Genomic DNA, 16,855 nt, shown 5'->3' on the forward strand with positions numbered 1-16,855 from the left:
GTTCCCGCGGCCTGCCTCCGTTAACGGCACAGCGCCACAATCTCGTCGTACAGCCCCGTCGGGATCTCTACCCCCAGGCGCTCGCTCTGTTGTCGCCGCTGATAGCGCCGTTCTCCGGGGATGCGCGCGCCTTGATCCCGCATATCGGCAAACATCGCTTCCGCCCGGGCGAAATACTTCGCCTTATCCGCGCCGAGAAAGCGTTCGGGATCCAGGGCGATAATCAGTTCACCGCCGTAGGGCGAAGAGCCGGTCCGTTCGTCGTAGGCCAGCGACTCCTTGCTGGTCAGATCGCCAATCAGCGGCCCGGCCAGCAGTTCCACCATTGCCGCCAGCGCCGATCCCTTATGCCCGCCAAAGGTCAGCATCGCGCCCTCCAGCACGCTGGCGGCGTCGGTGCTGGGATTGCCGGCGCTGTCGATGCCCCAGCCCTCGGGCAGCGGAGTGCCGGCGCGGCGGTGCAGCTCAATTTCGCCGCGCGCCGCCGCGCTGGTCGCCATATCGAATAAAAACGGCGGCAGCCCGGGCCGTGGCCAACCGAAGGCGATGGGATTGGTGCCGAACAGCGGGCGGCTGCCTCCGGCCGGCGTCACCCAGGCATGGCTCGGCGTGCAGGCCAGCGCCACCAGGCCCTGCTCGGTCAGGGGTTCGATATCGGCCCACAGGGCGGAAAAATGCACGCAGCGGTTAATCGCCAGCGCGGCGATGCCGTTGGCGCGCACCTTGTCGATAAAGGCCGGCAGCGCGTGGCGATAGGCCAGCAGCGAGAAGGCGCCGCCGGCGTCCACCCGCAGGATCGCCGGCGCACTGTCGAGAAGCCTGGGCTGCGCGTCGGCGGAAACTTTGCCGGCGTGCAATGAACGGACGCAGCCCAGCAGGCGGTAAAGGCCGTGCGAGGCGCAGCCGTCGCGTTCGCCCCGGGTGACATTTTGCGCCACCGCTTCGGCGTGCGCCTGGCTGAAGCCATTGCTGAGCAGGGCGCGCAGCGCCAGCTGGTAGGCCTGATCCAACGACAGGTTATGGGTTTGCGTCATCTCCGTTTCCTCCTTTTCAATCACTCTTCTTCATCTCCGACGAAATTCGCCTGAGGTAAACAGGTATAGGCGCCCCAGTAGTAAATCACCAGCGCAATCGCCGCGATGGTGAGAGTGTCCCAGGGATGGCTGATGGCGCCGATGCCGCCGAAGCTGCTGAGATAGGAGACGACGATCACCAGCGCATAGAAGGCGATCAGCCACAGAGAGGACCAAATCTGCTGCTTCAGGCCGACGGCGTGCGTCGGCACCTGATTTTTGAACAATATATAGACCGCAAACATCAGGATTTGCAGCCCGAGCAGCCAGGAAACGGTGTCCCAACCCGACCAGAAGACGATCAGCGCCGAGATGATAAACGACAGCGGGCCAAGCACGCAGAACCCGCGCACCCGGAACGGGCGAGGCAGGTCGGGAGCGTTGCGCCGCAGGCCGGCGGCGGTCACCGGCGCAATGGCGTAGCTCAGCACCAGCGCGGCGGACACTACGCCGATCAGTTTCTCCCAGGAAGGGAAAGGCAGCGTCCAGAACACCGACAGGGCGAAGGTCAGCCACAGCGCCGGGCGCGGAATGCCGGACTCGCCGTCGACGCGGGTAAAAATTTTAAAGAAGGTGCCGGCGCGCGCCCAGCCGTAAATCACGCGCGGCGTGGCGTTCATGTAGATATTGCCGGTGCCGCTCGGCGAAACGATCGCATCGCTGACCACCAGAAACGCCAGCCAGCCCATGCCCAGAGTGATGGCGATGTCGCGGAACGGCAGGGAGAACTGCTGGCTGATGTGGGCCCAGCCGCCGTTCAGCATGTCGCTGGGGATGCTGCCGAGGAAGGCGATTTGCAGCAGCACATAGATGACGGTGGACAATACCACCGACAGGATCAGCGCAATCGGAATGGTACGCTGCGGATTTTGCACCTCGCTGGCGACCGAGATGATCGGCGTCAGGCCCAGGTAGGCGAAGATAATGCCGCCGGCGGATATGGCGGCCTCAACCCCGGCGGAGCCGAAGGGCGCAAACCCCTGGCTGTGCAGATTTTCCGGCTTGAAGAAGCTGAACAGCACCACGATCACCAGCAACGGCACCAGAAATTTCAGCACGCTGATCAGGTTGTTGGATTTGGCGAAGGTTTTCACGCTGTAGTAATTCAGCGCGAAGAAAAAACACAGCAGCGCCAACTGCACCAGCCAGCCGATCGGCGTCGGGTCGCCGGAGCCGGGTTGGCTGAGGAAAGGGAACCAGGCGGCGGCGTATTGGCGCGCCGCCACCACCTCGATGGCGATCAGGCTGGAGAAGGCGATCAGCGTGATAAAGCCCAGCAGGTAACCCATCAACTCGCCGTGCGAAAACACCGGATAGCGAATGATGCCGCCGGCGCGCGGCAGCGCCGCGCCCAGCTCGCAGTAAACGATGCCGAGCAACAGCACCGCCAGGCCGCCTATCAGCCAGGAGTAAATGCCGGCGGGGCCGGCGATGGAAGAGACGTGGCTGGCGGCGAACAGCCAGCCGGAACCGAAAATTGCGCCCAGGCCGATAAACGTCAAATCGGTGAGCGTAAGCTGCTTCTTGAATTTGCCTTGGGTTGTCATGGTATGACCCTTTTGTTATTGGATGGCATGCAGATGCGGCCGGGCTAGTTTTTGGCTGATGAATCTATCGGGTCTCTGGTGTACACGCCGTTAACCTGCCGCAGCAGGTTGAGCGGGTTGGCGTCCTGCAGCGGCGGCGGCAGCAGCGCGGCGGGATAATTTTGCAGGCATACCGGCCGCAGGAAACGTTCAATGGCCAGGGAGCCCACCGAGGTGCCGCGCGCATCGGTCGTGGCCGGGTAAGGGCCGCCATGCACCATCGCGTCGCAGACCTCGACGCCGGTCGGATAGCCGTTGAACAGCACGCGGCCGGCCTTGCGGGTCAGCAGCTGGGCCAGCCCGGCGGCGGCCTGGTCATCGTCGTCCGCCAGCAGCGTGGCGGTCAGCTGGCCCTGCAGGGCTTCCAGCGCCGTTTGCAGCTGTTCGGGGCTATCGACCGCCACCAGAACGGCGACGGGGCCGAAGACTTCCTGCTTCAGCAGCGGATCGGCCTGCAGCAGCAGGGCGGCGTCGGCCTGATACAGCTGGGCGTTCGCCAGATAAGGCGCGGCCTGGCGTTGGCCGGCCAGGTGGCGGAGGCTTTGATGGGCGTCCAGCGCCCGCAGCCCGTGGTGATAATGTTCCAGCGTGCCGGCATTCAGCATCGGCTGCGGGGCGGCGGCGTTGACCCTGGCGACGAGTTCGTCAATCAGCCGGCTGAATGCCGGGCCGCGTTGGCCGATAATCAGCCCCGGTTTGGTGCAAAACTGGCCGCAGCCCAGGGTGAAGGATCCCACCAGCTCCTGCGCTATCTGCCGGCCGCGCCGCGCCAACGCCTGCGGCAAAATCACCACCGGGTTGATGCTCGACATCTCGGCAAATACCGGGATTGGCTGCGGGCGACGCATCGCCATATCGAACAGCGCCCGCCCGCCGCGCAGCGAACCGGTAAACCCCACCGCCTGAATCGCCGGATGCTGCACCAGCTCGGCGCCTGCGCGTTCGCCGAAAATCATGTTGAATGTCCCGGCGGGAATGCCTTGTTGCACCCTGGCGCGCTCTATGGCCTGCGCGGTCAGCTCTGCGGTGATCATGTGGCCGCTGTGCGCCTTGAACACCACCGGGCAGCCGGCGGCCAACGCGGCGGCGGTGTCGCCGCCTGCGGTGGAAAACGCCAGCGGAAAGTTGCTGGCGCCAAACACCGCGACCGGGCCGAGCGCGGTGCGATATTGCCGCAGATCCGGGCGCGGCAGCGGCGTGCGATCCGGCAAGGCGCAGTCGATGCGCGCGCCGTGCACGTCACCGCGCCGCAGCAGCCCGGCGAACAGCCGCATCTGGCCGCTGGTGCGGGTACGTTCGCCGTTCAGGCGCGCCAAAGGCAGGGCGGTTTCCTGCGTGGCGAAGGTGAAGAAATCATCGCCCAGCGCGTCCAGTTGGTCGGCGATGGCGTCGAGGAAATCGGCGCGGCGATCGGCGCTGAGCTGGGCGTAGCCGGCAAAGGCCCGTGCGGCGCTCTCTGCTGCCGCGGCGGCTTCGGCCGGCGTGGCCGGATGAAAGCGGTAGCCGGTCGGCTGGCCGTTGTCGGCGCGCAGGCTAATCAGCTCTGCCGCCCCGCTGGCGCAGCGCTGACCGCCGATAAACTGTTGGCCGCGAATGGCGGCGTGGTGGTCGTTGGGCATGGGTCCCCCCGATAGCGAAATGGCGAGGCCCGGCAAGGCCGGGCGCTGAGTGGGATTACAGGCCGACGTTCGGCAGCGCTGGGCGCGTGGCCAGCGCTTTTTCAACCGCCGCGGTGACCTCGGCCAGGGCGTCGCCCTGCAGCGCCAGGCGCGGTGGGCGGGTGACGGCGCTGCCGCGGCCCACCAACTGCTCGCACAGCTTGATGCATTGCACCAGATCCGGCCGCGCATCCAGGTGCAGCAACGGCATAAACCAGCTGTACAGCGCCAGCGCTTCCTCGAAGCGCTTGTCTTTCGCCAGGCGGAACAGGGTTTCCCCTTCGCGCGGGAAAGCGTTGGACATGCCGGAGATCCAGCCCTGAGCGCCGACGGCGATGCTTTCCAGCACCACGTCGTCGAGGCCGGCGAACAGCACGAAGCGATCGCCAACTTCGTTGCGCAGGTCGATAAAGCGGCGGGTATCGCCGGAGGAGTCCTTGAAACACACGATGTTGTCGCAGTCGACCAGCGAGGTCAGGATATCGGGCGTGACGTCGTTTTTGTAAATCGGCGGGTTGTTGTAGACCATGATCGGCAAATCGGTCGCCCCGGCGACGCTGCGGAAGTGCGCGGCGGTTTCATGCGGTTTGGCGGAGTAAACCAGCGCCGGCATCACCATGATGCCGTCGACGCCGACCTTTTGCGCTTCACGCGCCATGTTCTGCGCGAAAGCGGTGGTGAACTCGGCGATGCCGGCGATCACCGGCACTTTGCCGTCGGCGGCGTCTTTCGCCACTTCGATCACCGCCAGTTTTTCCTGCACCGTCATCGAGGTGTTTTCGCCGACGGTGCCGCAAACCACCAGGCCGGACACGCCGTCGCGGACCAGATTTTTGATCACCGTATGGGTGGCGTCGAGATCCAGTGAGAAATCGCTGCGAAACTGGGTGCTGACCGCCGGGAACACGCCGCTCCAGCTGATGGCTTTATGGCTCATAGTGTTTATCCTGTCGTCCAATGTTGTTAATGAATGGTGAATTATTGGTGAACTTCACTAACAGATTGACCGGTATTGCGCGCCGGGGCTTGACGGTTTTCGCCGATTGCCATGACGAAATTGGCACAGTAACCGGGTAAAACGCGCGTGGGAAAGCCTGGCGCCGGGAGCGCCAGAGGCGGGAGCATTCATCAGGTAAATCAGATCATTAAGTCGAAAGCGTCAGGCGGAAGTCGCGCGGCGTGGAGCCGGTCAGCGCTTTGAACTGACGGCTGAAGGCGCTGTGATCGGTGTAGCCGCACTGCAGGGCGATATCGGTGATCGGCAGATCGCCGGCCAGCAGCTCGGTGGCTTTCTCCAGCCGCACCTTATGGATCATTTGGCGCGGCGTGAGATGGAAGATGCGCTTGCAGTAACGCTCGATTTGCGCCACCGACAGCCCGGTGAGCGCGGTCAGTTCTTCAAGGGCGATCGCGCGGGCATAATGGCGGCGGATATACACATCGATCGCCGCCAGCCGCTGATAGGCCGGGTGGTTGGCCTTGGCCTCCTGCAGATCGTGCGAAATGCCCGCCATGCCGATTATTTTGTCCTGCGCGTCGTACAGCGCCAGCTTTTGCGTCAGGCACCAGCCGGTTTCCCGGCCGTTGTACAGGTGCATTTCCAACTGATCCTGAATCACCACGCCGTGGCGCAACACGCGCAGATCCTGCTCGGTATAGCCGGAGCCGAGCTGCGCCGGAAAAACGTCGGCCGAGGTCTTGCCCAGCAGCGGCGCGACGGTCTTGAAGCCGCAGCGCCTGGCCAGCGTCAGGTTGGCCAACAGGTAGCGGGCCCGCTCATCCTTGATAAAAAACACCACGTTGGGAATGGCGTTGAGCAGCGGAGCGATCAACGCCAGGGAATTCAGCAGGTCGCGCAGGCTGCCGGGGCGCTGCTGCGCCAGCCCGTCGCACAGGCGTGAAAGGTGCTCAACGGCGAAATCGTTATCTTCCGCCGGCCCAATCACCGGTGGCGGCGGGGAGGAAACCTGATGGTCTGGGGTTAATCGCATGGCAATACCTTTTTCGGCGTTATGCCGCAGAGTCTGAGGTTCAGGTTGGCGCTTTCGCATCAATATTAACTTTTATGTAACTTATCAAGCGCTATTTCCCGGCCGCTGCCAAATATGCGGTTTGCCGCATACTTTTGCCGAACGGCCCTGGAATAACCTGCGGCAAACGGCGGCACATCACGCAATTATCCGGTGTAGCACATAAGTAATGCCATGATAAATAACCTCTTCTTATGGCCCCTCGACGGCGTTGGGGCATGCGCCCGGGGGATCCTGCGGTGAGCACTGTGCTGATTTCTTCATTCACCGCGCCGAAATGCATCAAGCCGCCGCGGGCGTATTCGTTCAGGCTAACGTCATTGGTAACATTTCGTTAACTCAGGAGATTCCGATGGCTCTTCCTTCGCAGATGACCGCCTTGCGGGCGATTGATTCCCATACCGGCGGGGAACCCACCCGCCTGATTATTGACGGGTTTCCCGATCTCGGCGCCGGCAGCATGGCCGAGCGAAAAGCGCGGTTTGCGCAGCATTACGACCGCTGGCGCAGCGCGGCGATCCTCGAGCCGCGCGGCAACGACGTGCTGGTGGGGGCGCTGTTGTGCCGTCCTTGTTCACCGCAGGCCACCGCCGGGGTGATTTTCTTCAATAACGCCGGCTATCTGGGCATGTGCGGCCACGGCACCATCGGGCTGGTGGCTTCGCTGGCGTATCTGGGCCGCATCGGCGCCGGGCTGCACCTGATTGAAACCCCGGTCGGCACGGTGAGCGCCACGCTGCATGACGACGGCAGCGTCACGGTGGAAAACGTGGCGGCATACCGTTACCGCCGGCAGGTTCAGGTTCAGGTCAGCGGTTATGGCCCGGTGGTGGGCGATATCGCCTGGGGCGGCAACTGGTTTTTCCTGATTGGCGAGACGCCGTTGGCTATCACTACGCAAAATCTGGACGCCCTGACCGCCTTCTGCTGGGCGGTCAGACAGGCGCTGGAACAGGCGGGGATTTGCGGCGAAGACGGCGGCGCGATCGACCATATCGAACTTTTCGCCGACGATGAGCGGGCCGACAGCCGCAATTTCGTGCTGTGTCCCGGCAAGGCTTACGATCGCTCGCCGTGCGGCACCGGCACCAGCGCCAAGCTGGCCTGCCTGGCGGCGGACGGCAAGCTGCAACCGGACGAGATCTGGCGGCAGGCCAGCGTGATCGGCAGCGAGTTTAGCGCCCACTACCGCCGCAGCGGCGACCGGGTGACGCCTTTTATCCGCGGGCAAGCCTATGTGTGCGCCGACAGCCGGCTGCTGCTGGATGAGCGGGATCCCTTTGTCTGGGGGATCCGCTGATGCCCGGCGGCCAATCGGCGGATGCGATTGTGGTGGGGGCCGGCATCATCGGCGCCGCCTGCGCCTGGCGGCTGGCGCAGGAAGGATACCGCGTGCGGGTGGTGGACGATCGGCGTGCCGGGGCGACCGCCGCCGGCATGGGGCACCTGGTTTGCATGGACGACAACCCCGCCGAGCTGGCGCTGAGCGCCTATTCGCTGCGGCTGTGGCGCGACGTGGTGGCGCGCATGCCGGCGCATTGCGCCTGGCGCGGCTGCGGCACGCTGTGGCTGGCGGAGCGGCCGGACGAAATGGCCATTGCCGAACTGAAACGCGCGCGCCTGGAGGAACAGGGCGTGGCGGCGGAAATGCTGAGCGCCGGCCAGATTGCCGAACGGGAACCGATGCTGCGCGCCGGTTTGGCCGGAGGGTTGCGGGTGGCGGGCGACGGCATCCTGTATGCGCCTAACGTGGCGCGTTGGCTGCTGGCGGACGGCGGCGCCGCGCTAACCGTGACCGGCGGCGAAGCGGTTGCGCTGGAGCAGGGGGCGGTGCGGCTGGCCGATGGCGAACGCCTGGCGGCGCCGGTGGTGGTGCTGGCCTGCGGGCTGCGGGCGGACAGTTTGCTGGAGCGGCCGCTGCTGAAGGCCAAGAAGGGGCACCTGGCGATCACCGATCGTTATCCGCCGCGGGTTCGGCATCAGCTGGTTGAATTGGGCTATGGCGCCAGCGCGCACGCCAGCGACGGCACTTCGGTGGCCTTTAACGTGCAGGCCCGGCCCACCGGCCAGCTGCTGATCGGCTCCTCCCGGCAGTTCGACGCTCCCGACGCCTCGCTGGACCCGCCGCTGCTGGCGGCGATGCTGGCGCGCGCGCAACATTTTTTACCCTCTCTGGCGCAGATGAACATTATCCGTTGCTGGACCGGCCTGCGCGCCGCTTCCGCCGATGGGCTGCCGCTGCTGGGGCCGCATCCGCGGCATCCCTGGCTGTGGTTGGCGTTGGGGCATGAAGGGCTGGGAGTGACAACCGCCCTGGGCAGCGCCGCCCTGATTGCGGCGCAGATCCGGCGACGGCGGCCGGAGATTGATGATACTCCCTATCTTGCGGCGCGCATGCTGACCGCCGGGGAGGCGACGGCATGAGCGAAAATCGCAAACTATTGACGCTGACAATCGACGGTGAACGCCGCCGCGTGCCGGCGGGCATAAGCGTGGCGGCGGCGCTTAACCTCAGCGGCCAGGACCGCTGTCGGCTGTCGGTCAACCAAAAACAGCGCGCGCCCTTTTGCGGCATGGGCATTTGCCAGGAATGCCGGGTGACGATCAACGGGCTGCGACGCCTGGCGTGCCAGACCCTGTGTCAGCCCGAGATGCGTATCGAGAGGATCGGCGATGAATGAGATTCACTGTGAGGTGCTGATTATCGGCGCAGGGCCGGCGGGGCTGGCGGCGGCGCGCGCGGCGGCGGAAAGCGGCCAGGCGGTGCGGTTGCTGGATGATAATCCGCACCCGGGCGGGCAAATTTGGCGCGACGGCCCGCAGGTGCGGCTGCCGGCGCTGGCGCGCGAGTATCGGCGCGCCGTTGAAGAACTGCCCAACGTGACGCTGCATCGCGGTTGCCGGCTGGTGGCGCAGCGCGGCCCAGGGCAATTGGTCTATGAGGATGCCGCCGGCTGCGGCGTCATCGGCTATCGGCGGCTGGTGCTGTGCTGCGGCGCGCGGGAGCTGCTGTTGCCCTTTCCGGGGTGGACGCTGCCGGGCGTGACCGGCGCCGGCGGGCTGCAGGCGCAGATCAAGCAGGGGGTACCGATCGCGGGCGAACGGGTGGCGATTGCCGGCAGCGGCCCTTTGCTGCTGGCGGTGACGGACAGCGTGGTGCGCGGCGGCGGCGAGGTGGTGTTGCTGGCGGAGCAGGCATCCGCGGCGCGCCTGGCGGCCTTCGCCGCCGGCCTGTGGCGCTGGCCGACGAAGCTGCGGCAGGCTTGCTCGCTGTTCAATCGCCGATACCGCAGCGGCAGCCACGTGCTGGAAGCGTTGGGTTCACGGCGGCTGGAAGCGGTGCGCGTCAGGCAGGGGAGCGGCGTCAGGACCATCGCTTGCGATCGTCTGGCCTGCGGTTTCGGGCTGGTGGCCAATATCGAGCCGGCGATGCTGCTGGGATGCCGCATTGTTGATGACGCCGTGGCTGTCGATGGTTGGCAGCGCACCAGCCTGCCGCAGGTCTATGCCGCCGGAGAATGCACCGGCGTTGGCGGCAGCGAGCTGTCGCTGGTCGAGGGCGCAATCGCCGGCTATGCCGCGGCCGGCGAAGAGCTACGGGCCGAGGCGCTGATGGCGCAACGCGATAAATGGCGGCGTTTCGCCGGCGCGGTGGCGCGAACCTTCAGGCTCGATCCGCAGCTGAACTCGCTGGCTACGCCCGAAACCCTGCTGTGTCGCTGTGAAGACGTGGCGATATCGCAGGTTGCCGGGCAACCGGACTGGGGGGCGGCGAAGCTGACCAGCCGCTGTGGCATGGGCGCCTGCCAGGGTAAAATTTGCGCTGCCGCCACGCGCCAGCTGTTCGGTTGGCCGCTGCCGACGCCGAGGGCGCCGTTAACGCCGGTGCGGACTGAAACCTTGGTTAGCCTGGGGCGAGGAGAGCGCGACGGCCAATAATGCTACACTCAGAGATAATGATTGGATGATTTAGGCGGTTGATGGATGACTAACGCACTGATTACGCTGGGGCTATGCCTGCTGTTGATACCGTTGCTGCTGTGGCTGGTTGGCCGGGCGCTGGCCTCGGCGAAGTATAGAAAACCGCAGGGGGACAAAGGCAAGCCTAAAACCGGCATGCCGCATGGCGACGATCAATAGCGGGCCGGAAAGCCCGAAGGCGGAGCCGGGCCTGGCTCCGCCTTCGGGCTGCATTACCACTGTGGCCAGTAGTAGGTTTTCTCGCGCCAGCCTTTGCCGTACATGCAGGCCTCGATGGTGGCGTCTCGGGCGGCGGCGTTGCGATCGTTTTGCACCGTTTTAAACGACGGTTGCTTTTCATAGCGATAACCTGCCGGGCAGTCTTTCTTATTTTTTTCACAGCGCACATATTCGTCTTCATAGCCGAACTCAACGTCTCTCACCATATCGGGCGGAAAACGCTCATAGCCCCGGCTTCGGCATTCGGCATATTCAGCATCGCGGGTGCTGTTCACCGCGCCGGGTCTTTCCCATTGCGTGCAGGCGGTCAGCGTCAATATCGATAATACGATCAAAAAACGGCAGTTCTTCATGGTGTCCCTAACGATTCCTCTATCCATTATAAAACGGCTCTTGCTAGGAATATTCCTAGTCAATGGCCCGAAAGAGTGTAATAAACTGAGGGGTGAATTGGAAATGATAATAGTTCTTGTTTAACTGCGATTGAGGTCATGGCCGCGCGTTTCGCCGAGCATGTCAGGAGGGGAGATGGGGCGAATTATCCGAGCTGGCGCGGTATTGCTGGCGCTGTTGGCGCTGTTTTTTTGGCTAAGCCGTTATTTTCCTCCCGGTTATCGGCCTTTTGCCGCGTTAAAGCTGAACGATCCGCCTACCTTGATAACCCGCATTAAGCTCAGACTGCTGGCCGGAGATCCCGCGGCCTGCATGCGAATCATAAACCAGGCGCGCGAAGCCGGGATGATCGCCTTCAGCCTGCCGGGCGACAGCCGCGGCGAATGCCCGCTGGTTGCGCCGGTGCGGGTGAGAAATTTCGGCGCGGTGCGCCTCAGCTCAAGTTTCCTGGCCAGTTGCCCGCTGGCGCTGAGCAGCGCCATGTGGGTGGCGCAGGTCGCCGCGCCGCAGGCGCAGCAGCAGTTTGGCGTTGGGTTGGCGCGCATTGACCATCTCGGCAGTTATGCCTGCCGCAATGTGTATCACCGGCCGGTAGGCCGGCGCAGCGAGCATGCCACGGCGGAGGCGCTGGACATCGCCGGCTTTCGTCTGGCCAACGGTCGTCGGCTTCGGGTGTTGAACGACTGGGCGTCGTCGGACGCGTCAGGTCGCTATTTGCGGACATTGTTTCAGGAAGGATGCGGGTTTTTCGGCAGTGCCCTGGGGCCGGAATATAACGCCGCGCACGCCAATCATTTTCATCTGGGCATGCGCGGCTATGGCGTCTGTCGCTGAGTTTTTTTTAGCTGAAAAGTGAAATTCATAATTAGGATATTTACCTATCGGCAATATTTTTATCTGGATTTATGCGTCATTTCTCCATTTTTCTATTTTAATCGGGCAAAATTTTATTTTTTATTTCTCGATAATTGCATATCGTATTGAGGTAATGAGTTTGCATTTTAATAGCGGTTTTTTTAGATTCAGCGCAGAACGATAGCGGTCATGATGATGCCAAAATGATAAAGGGAGTTTTATTTTGCAGGGGAAAAAGAAAACACCTGAAGGTAGTGACGCTTTATCTTCACTATCAGACGATTATGATCAAATGAAGCCGCTTTCCGAGGTAGGGGTCGCCCTGGGGTATGGGCGTACCCGTTTTTATCAATGGTGCCGCGGGCGTGGATTTCTGACGCCGATGAATGCCCCGTCTACAGAGATGATCAGTGCGGGATATATGGTCACGGCGCTGTTGGATACCGGATATTCGCGGGTGTACGTGACGCGAGATGGATTTAACTATGTCGTCAATCTCTTTGAGGCTGACATCAAAAACGGCATGGTAAAACTATGAGGTAAACATAAAAATACTATTTATTTCAAGGCGCTAAACACAGAATCTTCTTATCCTCATGCCGGGCAGCCCGGCCGAGAGTGGGAAGTTATCCTATTTTTCTCTCTCTGGCGGATGAGTGCTACAGGCGCGGGGTATTCTATTGCTACTATAAACGTTGGTTTTCCTCAGGAGCTCAGGATGAAGCATTACGCCGCGTTATTTCTTACTTCTGCTTTGTTGACGGGGTGCGCCACACAGGCCGTTCCGCCTCAGCAGGCCGAGTCGCCGCCGCCCAGCCGTTTGTTGCTGTACCAGAACACGCCGCAAACCCCCTACGCCAGCATTGTGGTGGTGCGTGATAGCGGCATGCTGGCGGGCAGCTGCCGTACCGGCGTTTATATTAACGGCGAGTTCGCCGCCTCTTTGGCCGCCAAGGAAAAAGCGACGTTCCGGGTACCGGTGGGCAATAACGAGGTGAGCATCGGACAGGATATGATCGAAAACAGCCTGTGCATCTGGCGCGACACCCGCGGCGCATTGCCGATGACGCTGCGCGCCGGGGAGAGCCGTTACTTCCGCGTAGCTGGCGATATGCAGCGCGGGTTCGTCCTGCAGGCCAGCCAGCCTTGATATGCTCGGCAAGGGGCATTCAGCGCCCTTGCCACCATCCCCACAGCGTGATCAGCAGCCATGCCGCCGCAATCCAGCACAGTACCGCCGCGGCCAACGCCAGTGACAAGCGCAGGCTGTTGAGCAAAAAATACAGCGATATCAAATACACCAGGTAGGGTAAAACCGCCCACATGCCAAAAATCAGCGTGGTTTTCAGCGCGGCGATCGAGCGTTCGTTGCCGACGATATAATGGGCGATTAGCGCAAAAGTGGGGAATAACGGCACCAGGCCGGCGATGTAATAATTGCGGGTTTTGGCCAGCACACCGATTAACACCACCACCAGAGCGCCGATCAGCGCTTTGAAAAGGATGCCCATAAGCCCCTCTGAAGTAAAAGAAAATACACTGCCCGAAAGCGCGGGCAAGATCAATCCTTGGCGAGAGGCCGGCAGAAAAAGCAGGTCTGCGGGGCGAGCAGACCTGCACTGCGGCGGATTATTGACGGTAGGCGTGTTTAATCTGCTGGATGCTGTTTTTGAAGATTTCAGCCTGGGTCGGGTCCTCGAGCTGAGCGATAAAGCGTTCCATGTTGATAATGACTTTCCCGGCGTCAGCCTGGCCGATCGATTTAAGGATCAGCGTCAGCGTGGCTTTAAGGCAGGCGACTTCGGTCGCCAAGATTTCCGGGTTTGCAGACGTAGTGAAGTCAACGTTGCTCATTTTCTCTCCTGATTTTTGAGGCCGAAGCCTGAAGCACAATGCATTTCGGTGCGCCTCCGCGGCGCGGCAGAACGGCCGGACGCGCGGAGGCGCATTTAACTGGGCGCGGAGTATAGCATAGCATGCGGCGCTCATTTGTACCGAGCGCACTGCCCGCCATGCCGGTGGGAAGGGGCCGGTATGGCGGGCGCAATAATGGCCGAGTTATTTTGATCGCGGTAATAAGTATTTACCCGAGGCGGCATTGTTAAACATCCCCGGTTATTTTAATTGGCATAGCGGCATTTTCTCCGCTTTTTCCGGAGTTTTCGCTGAATAATTGTTTTTTGGTGCGGCACTATACCGGTCTGTTGGCAGGGACCCTCGCGGTATTGTTGAATTTCAAAGGATTACAAAAGCCGGGCGCGCATGCTAATATTATTCCTGTTGCGCTTGCTTACACTGATTTCCCCTCCGTTGCGCGATTGCTGCAGTATCATATGTTGTCGGTCGCGGGGCGCGGTTATTTTTATCGTCTGATTCTCGCTATAGGGACGGTTTATCGGCGGCATAGACGGCTAAAATTGAAAAATCAGCTCTGCTCCGCAAAGTTAATCGGGAATATGTATTAATCTGTATTCATTCTTGGCTGAAAAACAAGTAATATCTCTGGCGAAAACAGAGGCTGATTGCGTTACTCCCTTTTTTTGGAGATTTTTCCTTGATTAGCGTTCTTCTTGTTGATGACCACGAACTGGTGCGCGCAGGGATACGACGCATTCTTGAAGATATCAAAGGTATAAAAGTTGTCGGAGAGGCCCAGTGCGGTGAAGACGCCGTAAAATGGTGCCGTGGCAACGCCGTTGACATCGTTTTGATGGATATGAATATGCCGGGCATTGGCGGGCTGGAAGCCACGCGCAAAATTGTGCGTTACGCGCCGGATGTCAAGGTCATCATGTTGACTATACACACAGAAAATCCACTGCCTGCCAAAGTGATGCAGGCAGGCGCCGCCGGTTACCTGAGCAAAGGGGCCGCGCCGCAAGAAGTGATCAACGCTTTGCGTTCGGTGCATGCTGGGCAGCGTTACATCGCGTCTGATATCGCCCAGCAGATGGCGTTGAGCCAGCTGGAGCCGCAGACCGAAACGCCGTTCAGCTGCCTGTCCGAGCGGGAGTTGCAGATCATGTTGATGATCACCAAGGGCAAAAAGGTTAATGAGATCTCGGAGCAGCTGAGTCTCAGCCCGAAAACGGTGAACAGTTATCGCTACCGGATGTTCAGCAAGCTGAATATCAGCGGCGATGTTGAGCTGACCCATCTGGCTATCCGACACGGATTGTTCAATGCGGAGACGTTGTTAAGCAGTGAGTGACCGTTTTGATGCCAAAGCTTTTCTCAGCACCGTAACCAGCCAGCCCGGCGTCTACCGTATGTATGACGCCACTGGCACGGTTATCTACGTCGGTAAAGCCAAAGACCTGAAAAAACGTCTCGCCAGCTACTTCCGCCAGCAGGTCGGCAGCCGCAAAACCGAGACGTTGGTCAAAAATATTGCGCAAATAGACGTAACTGTTACGCATACCGAAACAGAAGCGCTGTTGCTGGAACATAACTACATTAAGTTGTACCAGCCGCGATATAATGTTCTTTTACGTGACGATAAATCTTATCCGCTGATCTTCCTCAGTGCGGATAGCCATCCGCGGCTGGCGGTACACCGCGGCGCCAAACACGCCAAGGGCGAGTATTTCGGTCCTTTCCCCAATTCCTATGCCGTGCGCGAGACGCTGGCGCTGCTGCAGAAACTGTTCCCGATCCGCCAGTGCGAGAACAGCGTATACCGCAATCGCTCGCGCCCGTGTCTGCAATATCAGATTGGCCGCTGCCTGGGGCCCTGCGTAGCTGGGCTGGTGAGCGAAGAGGAGTACCGGCAACAGGTGGACTACGTGCGCCTGTTCCTGTCCGGCAAAGATCAGCAGGTGCTGCATCAGCTGATCGAGCGAATGGAAAACGCCAGCAAGCTGCTGAATTTCGAAGAGGCGGCGCGCATTCGCGATCAGATCCAGGCGGTACGGCGGGTGACCGAACGGCAGTTTGTTTCCGGCAACAGCGACGATCTGGACGTGATCGGCGTGGCGTTTGAGGCCGGCATGGCCTGCTTGCACGTACTGTTCATCCGTCAGGGCAAGGTGCTGGGCAGCCGCAGCTACTTCCCGAAGGTGCCGGGCGGCACGGATATGGGCGAGGTGGTGCAGACCTTCGTCGGCCAATTCTACCTGCAGGGCAGCCAGGCGCGCACGCTGCCGGCGGAGATCCTGTTGGATTTCAATCTGCCGGAAAAAGACCTGCTGGCGGAGTCGCTCTCCGAGCTGGCGGGGCGCAAGATTCAAATTCAGAGCAAGCCGCGCGGCGACCGCGCCCGCTACCTGAAGCTGGCGCGCACCAACGCGGCGACCGCGCTGACCACCAAGCTTTCGCAGCAGTCGACCATTCATCAACGGCTGGCGGAGTTGGCCAAGGTATTGAACCTTTCCGAGATCAACCGCATGGAATGTTTCGACATCAGCCATACGATGGGCGAGCAAACGGTCGCTTCCTGCGTGGTGTTCGACGGCAACGGGCCGCTGCGTTCAGAGTATCGGCGCTACAACATTACCGGCATTACCCCGGGCGATGATTACGCGGCGATGGCGCAGGTGTTGAAACGCCGCTATGGTAAGGCACTGGAAGAGAAAAAAATTCCGGACGTGATTTTTATCGACGGCGGCAAAGGGCAGCTAGGCATGGCGATCGAGGTGTTCAACGCGCTGAACGTCAACTGGGATAAAAACAAGCCGCTGCTGATCGGCATCGCGAAAGGCGCCGATCGCAAGGCCGGGCTCGAGACGCTGTTCTTCGTGCCGGAAGGCGAGGGGATTTCGCTGCCGCCGGATTCGCCGGCGCTGCACGTGATCCAGCATATCCGCGATGATTCGCACAACCATGCGATCACCGGGCACCGCCAGAGAAGGGCAAAAGTAAGAAATACCAGCGCATTGGAGCTGATCGATGGCGTTGGACCAAAACGGCGACAGGTGCTGTTGAAGTATATGGGTGGACTTCAACCATTATTGAACGCCAGCGTTGAGGAAATTGCAAAAGTGCCGGGTATTTCACAAGCATTGGCAGAAAAGATCTACAATGCATTGAAACACTGAGGGCAATGTAGCAACATACTCTTA

At 61.2% G+C, this 16,855-nt stretch carries 18 protein-coding genes; 10 read left to right on the plus strand and 8 right to left on the minus strand.

Annotated elements, in window-relative coordinates; all coding sequences use genetic code 11:
* Nucleotides 1-20: 20 nt before the first annotated feature.
* From CKW09_RS09315 to CKW09_RS09335, 5 genes are all read right to left on the minus strand, one after another.
* The gene (locus CKW09_RS09315) at nt 21-1,034 is read right to left on the minus strand and encodes an Ldh family oxidoreductase (RefSeq protein WP_061798375.1); all 1,014 of its coding nucleotides are present in this window, start codon (nt 1,032-1,034) and stop codon (nt 21-23) included.
* 20 nt (nt 1,035-1,054) lie between these two features.
* Nucleotides 1,055-2,620, minus strand: coding sequence for an APC family permease (locus tag CKW09_RS09320; protein ID WP_061798254.1), 1,566 nt, complete (start codon nt 2,618-2,620; stop codon nt 1,055-1,057).
* A gap of 44 nt (nt 2,621-2,664) precedes the next feature.
* Nucleotides 2,665-4,278, minus strand: a complete 1,614-nt coding sequence (locus CKW09_RS09325) for an aldehyde dehydrogenase (NADP(+)) (RefSeq protein ID WP_095096922.1) — start codon at nt 4,276-4,278, stop codon at nt 2,665-2,667.
* 55 nt (nt 4,279-4,333) lie between these two features.
* Complete coding sequence (locus CKW09_RS09330; RefSeq protein WP_061798256.1) at nt 4,334-5,254, minus strand: dihydrodipicolinate synthase family protein; 921 nt, start codon at nt 5,252-5,254, stop codon at nt 4,334-4,336.
* Nucleotides 5,255-5,462: 208 nt separating this feature from the next.
* Complete coding sequence (locus tag CKW09_RS09335) at nt 5,463-6,308, minus strand: AraC family transcriptional regulator (RefSeq protein WP_061798257.1); 846 nt, start codon at nt 6,306-6,308, stop codon at nt 5,463-5,465.
* A gap of 391 nt (nt 6,309-6,699) precedes the next feature.
* Between CKW09_RS09335 and CKW09_RS09340 the strand changes: the two genes are divergently transcribed.
* The 5 genes from CKW09_RS09340 to CKW09_RS24705 are packed head-to-tail and all read left to right on the plus strand — an operon-like array spanning nt 6,700 to nt 10,487.
* Nucleotides 6,700-7,647 carry a 4-hydroxyproline epimerase gene (locus CKW09_RS09340; RefSeq protein ID WP_095096924.1) on the plus strand — a complete coding sequence of 316 codons (948 nt, stop codon included), beginning with the start codon at nt 6,700-6,702 and terminating at the stop codon, nt 7,645-7,647.
* A complete protein-coding gene (locus CKW09_RS09345) occupies nt 7,647-8,771 on the plus strand; it encodes an NAD(P)/FAD-dependent oxidoreductase (protein WP_061798260.1) in 1,125 nt (374 codons plus the stop codon). Before CKW09_RS09340 ends, CKW09_RS09345 begins: the two co-directional genes overlap by 1 nt.
* Nucleotides 8,768-9,028, plus strand: a complete 261-nt coding sequence (locus CKW09_RS09350) for a (2Fe-2S)-binding protein (protein ID WP_095096927.1) — start codon at nt 8,768-8,770, stop codon at nt 9,026-9,028. Before CKW09_RS09345 ends, CKW09_RS09350 begins: the two co-directional genes overlap by 4 nt.
* Nucleotides 9,021-10,286, plus strand: coding sequence for an NAD(P)/FAD-dependent oxidoreductase (locus CKW09_RS09355; RefSeq protein ID WP_095096930.1), 1,266 nt, complete (start codon nt 9,021-9,023; stop codon nt 10,284-10,286). Before CKW09_RS09350 ends, CKW09_RS09355 begins: the two co-directional genes overlap by 8 nt.
* A 45-nt stretch (nt 10,287-10,331) precedes the next feature.
* Complete coding sequence (locus CKW09_RS24705; protein ID WP_165283108.1) at nt 10,332-10,487, plus strand: hypothetical protein; 156 nt, start codon at nt 10,332-10,334, stop codon at nt 10,485-10,487.
* Nucleotides 10,488-10,540: 53 nt separating this feature from the next.
* On the opposite strand, the gene CKW09_RS09360 is transcribed toward CKW09_RS24705, so the two are convergent.
* Complete coding sequence (locus tag CKW09_RS09360; RefSeq protein ID WP_061798263.1) at nt 10,541-10,900, minus strand: hypothetical protein; 360 nt, start codon at nt 10,898-10,900, stop codon at nt 10,541-10,543.
* Nucleotides 10,901-11,075: 175 nt separating this feature from the next.
* Between CKW09_RS09360 and CKW09_RS09365 the strand changes: the two genes are divergently transcribed.
* The 3 genes from CKW09_RS09365 to CKW09_RS09375 all read left to right on the plus strand — a co-directional run bounded on the left by CKW09_RS09365 (nt 11,076) and on the right by CKW09_RS09375 (nt 12,945).
* Nucleotides 11,076-11,774 (plus strand): extensin-like domain-containing protein, encoded by a 699-nt coding sequence (locus CKW09_RS09365; protein WP_061798265.1) that lies wholly within the window; start codon nt 11,076-11,078, stop codon nt 11,772-11,774.
* A gap of 244 nt (nt 11,775-12,018) precedes the next feature.
* On the plus strand, nt 12,019-12,333 hold the full coding sequence (locus CKW09_RS09370; protein WP_083950374.1) for a hypothetical protein: 315 nt from the start codon (nt 12,019-12,021) through the stop codon (nt 12,331-12,333).
* 180 nt (nt 12,334-12,513) lie between these two features.
* A complete protein-coding gene (locus tag CKW09_RS09375) occupies nt 12,514-12,945 on the plus strand; it encodes a hypothetical protein (protein ID WP_061798267.1) in 432 nt (143 codons plus the stop codon).
* Between the two features lie 19 nt (nt 12,946-12,964).
* Here the strand turns inward: CKW09_RS09375 and CKW09_RS09380 are convergent, their stop codons facing one another.
* Nucleotides 12,965-13,306 (minus strand): GlpM family protein, encoded by a 342-nt coding sequence (locus tag CKW09_RS09380; protein ID WP_095096932.1) that lies wholly within the window; start codon nt 13,304-13,306, stop codon nt 12,965-12,967.
* 118 nt (nt 13,307-13,424) lie between these two features.
* The gene (locus CKW09_RS09385; protein ID WP_061798269.1) at nt 13,425-13,649 is read right to left on the minus strand and encodes a DUF2594 family protein; all 225 of its coding nucleotides are present in this window, start codon (nt 13,647-13,649) and stop codon (nt 13,425-13,427) included.
* A 700-nt stretch (nt 13,650-14,349) separates the two neighbouring features.
* Here CKW09_RS09385 and uvrY point away from each other — a divergent pair.
* Nucleotides 14,350-15,006: a UvrY/SirA/GacA family response regulator transcription factor gene (uvrY, locus tag CKW09_RS09390; RefSeq protein ID WP_061798271.1), complete on the plus strand. Its 657-nt coding sequence runs from the start codon at nt 14,350-14,352 to the stop codon at nt 15,004-15,006.
* Nucleotides 14,999-16,831, plus strand: coding sequence for an excinuclease ABC subunit UvrC (gene uvrC, locus CKW09_RS09395; protein WP_095096935.1), 1,833 nt, complete (start codon nt 14,999-15,001; stop codon nt 16,829-16,831). The genes uvrY and uvrC overlap by 8 nt, the downstream gene beginning before the upstream one ends.
* Nucleotides 16,832-16,855: the final 24 nt, after the last annotated feature.

The sequence above is a fragment of the Serratia ficaria genome (assembly GCF_900187015.1).
Classification (GTDB): domain Bacteria; phylum Pseudomonadota; class Gammaproteobacteria; order Enterobacterales; family Enterobacteriaceae; genus Serratia; species Serratia ficaria.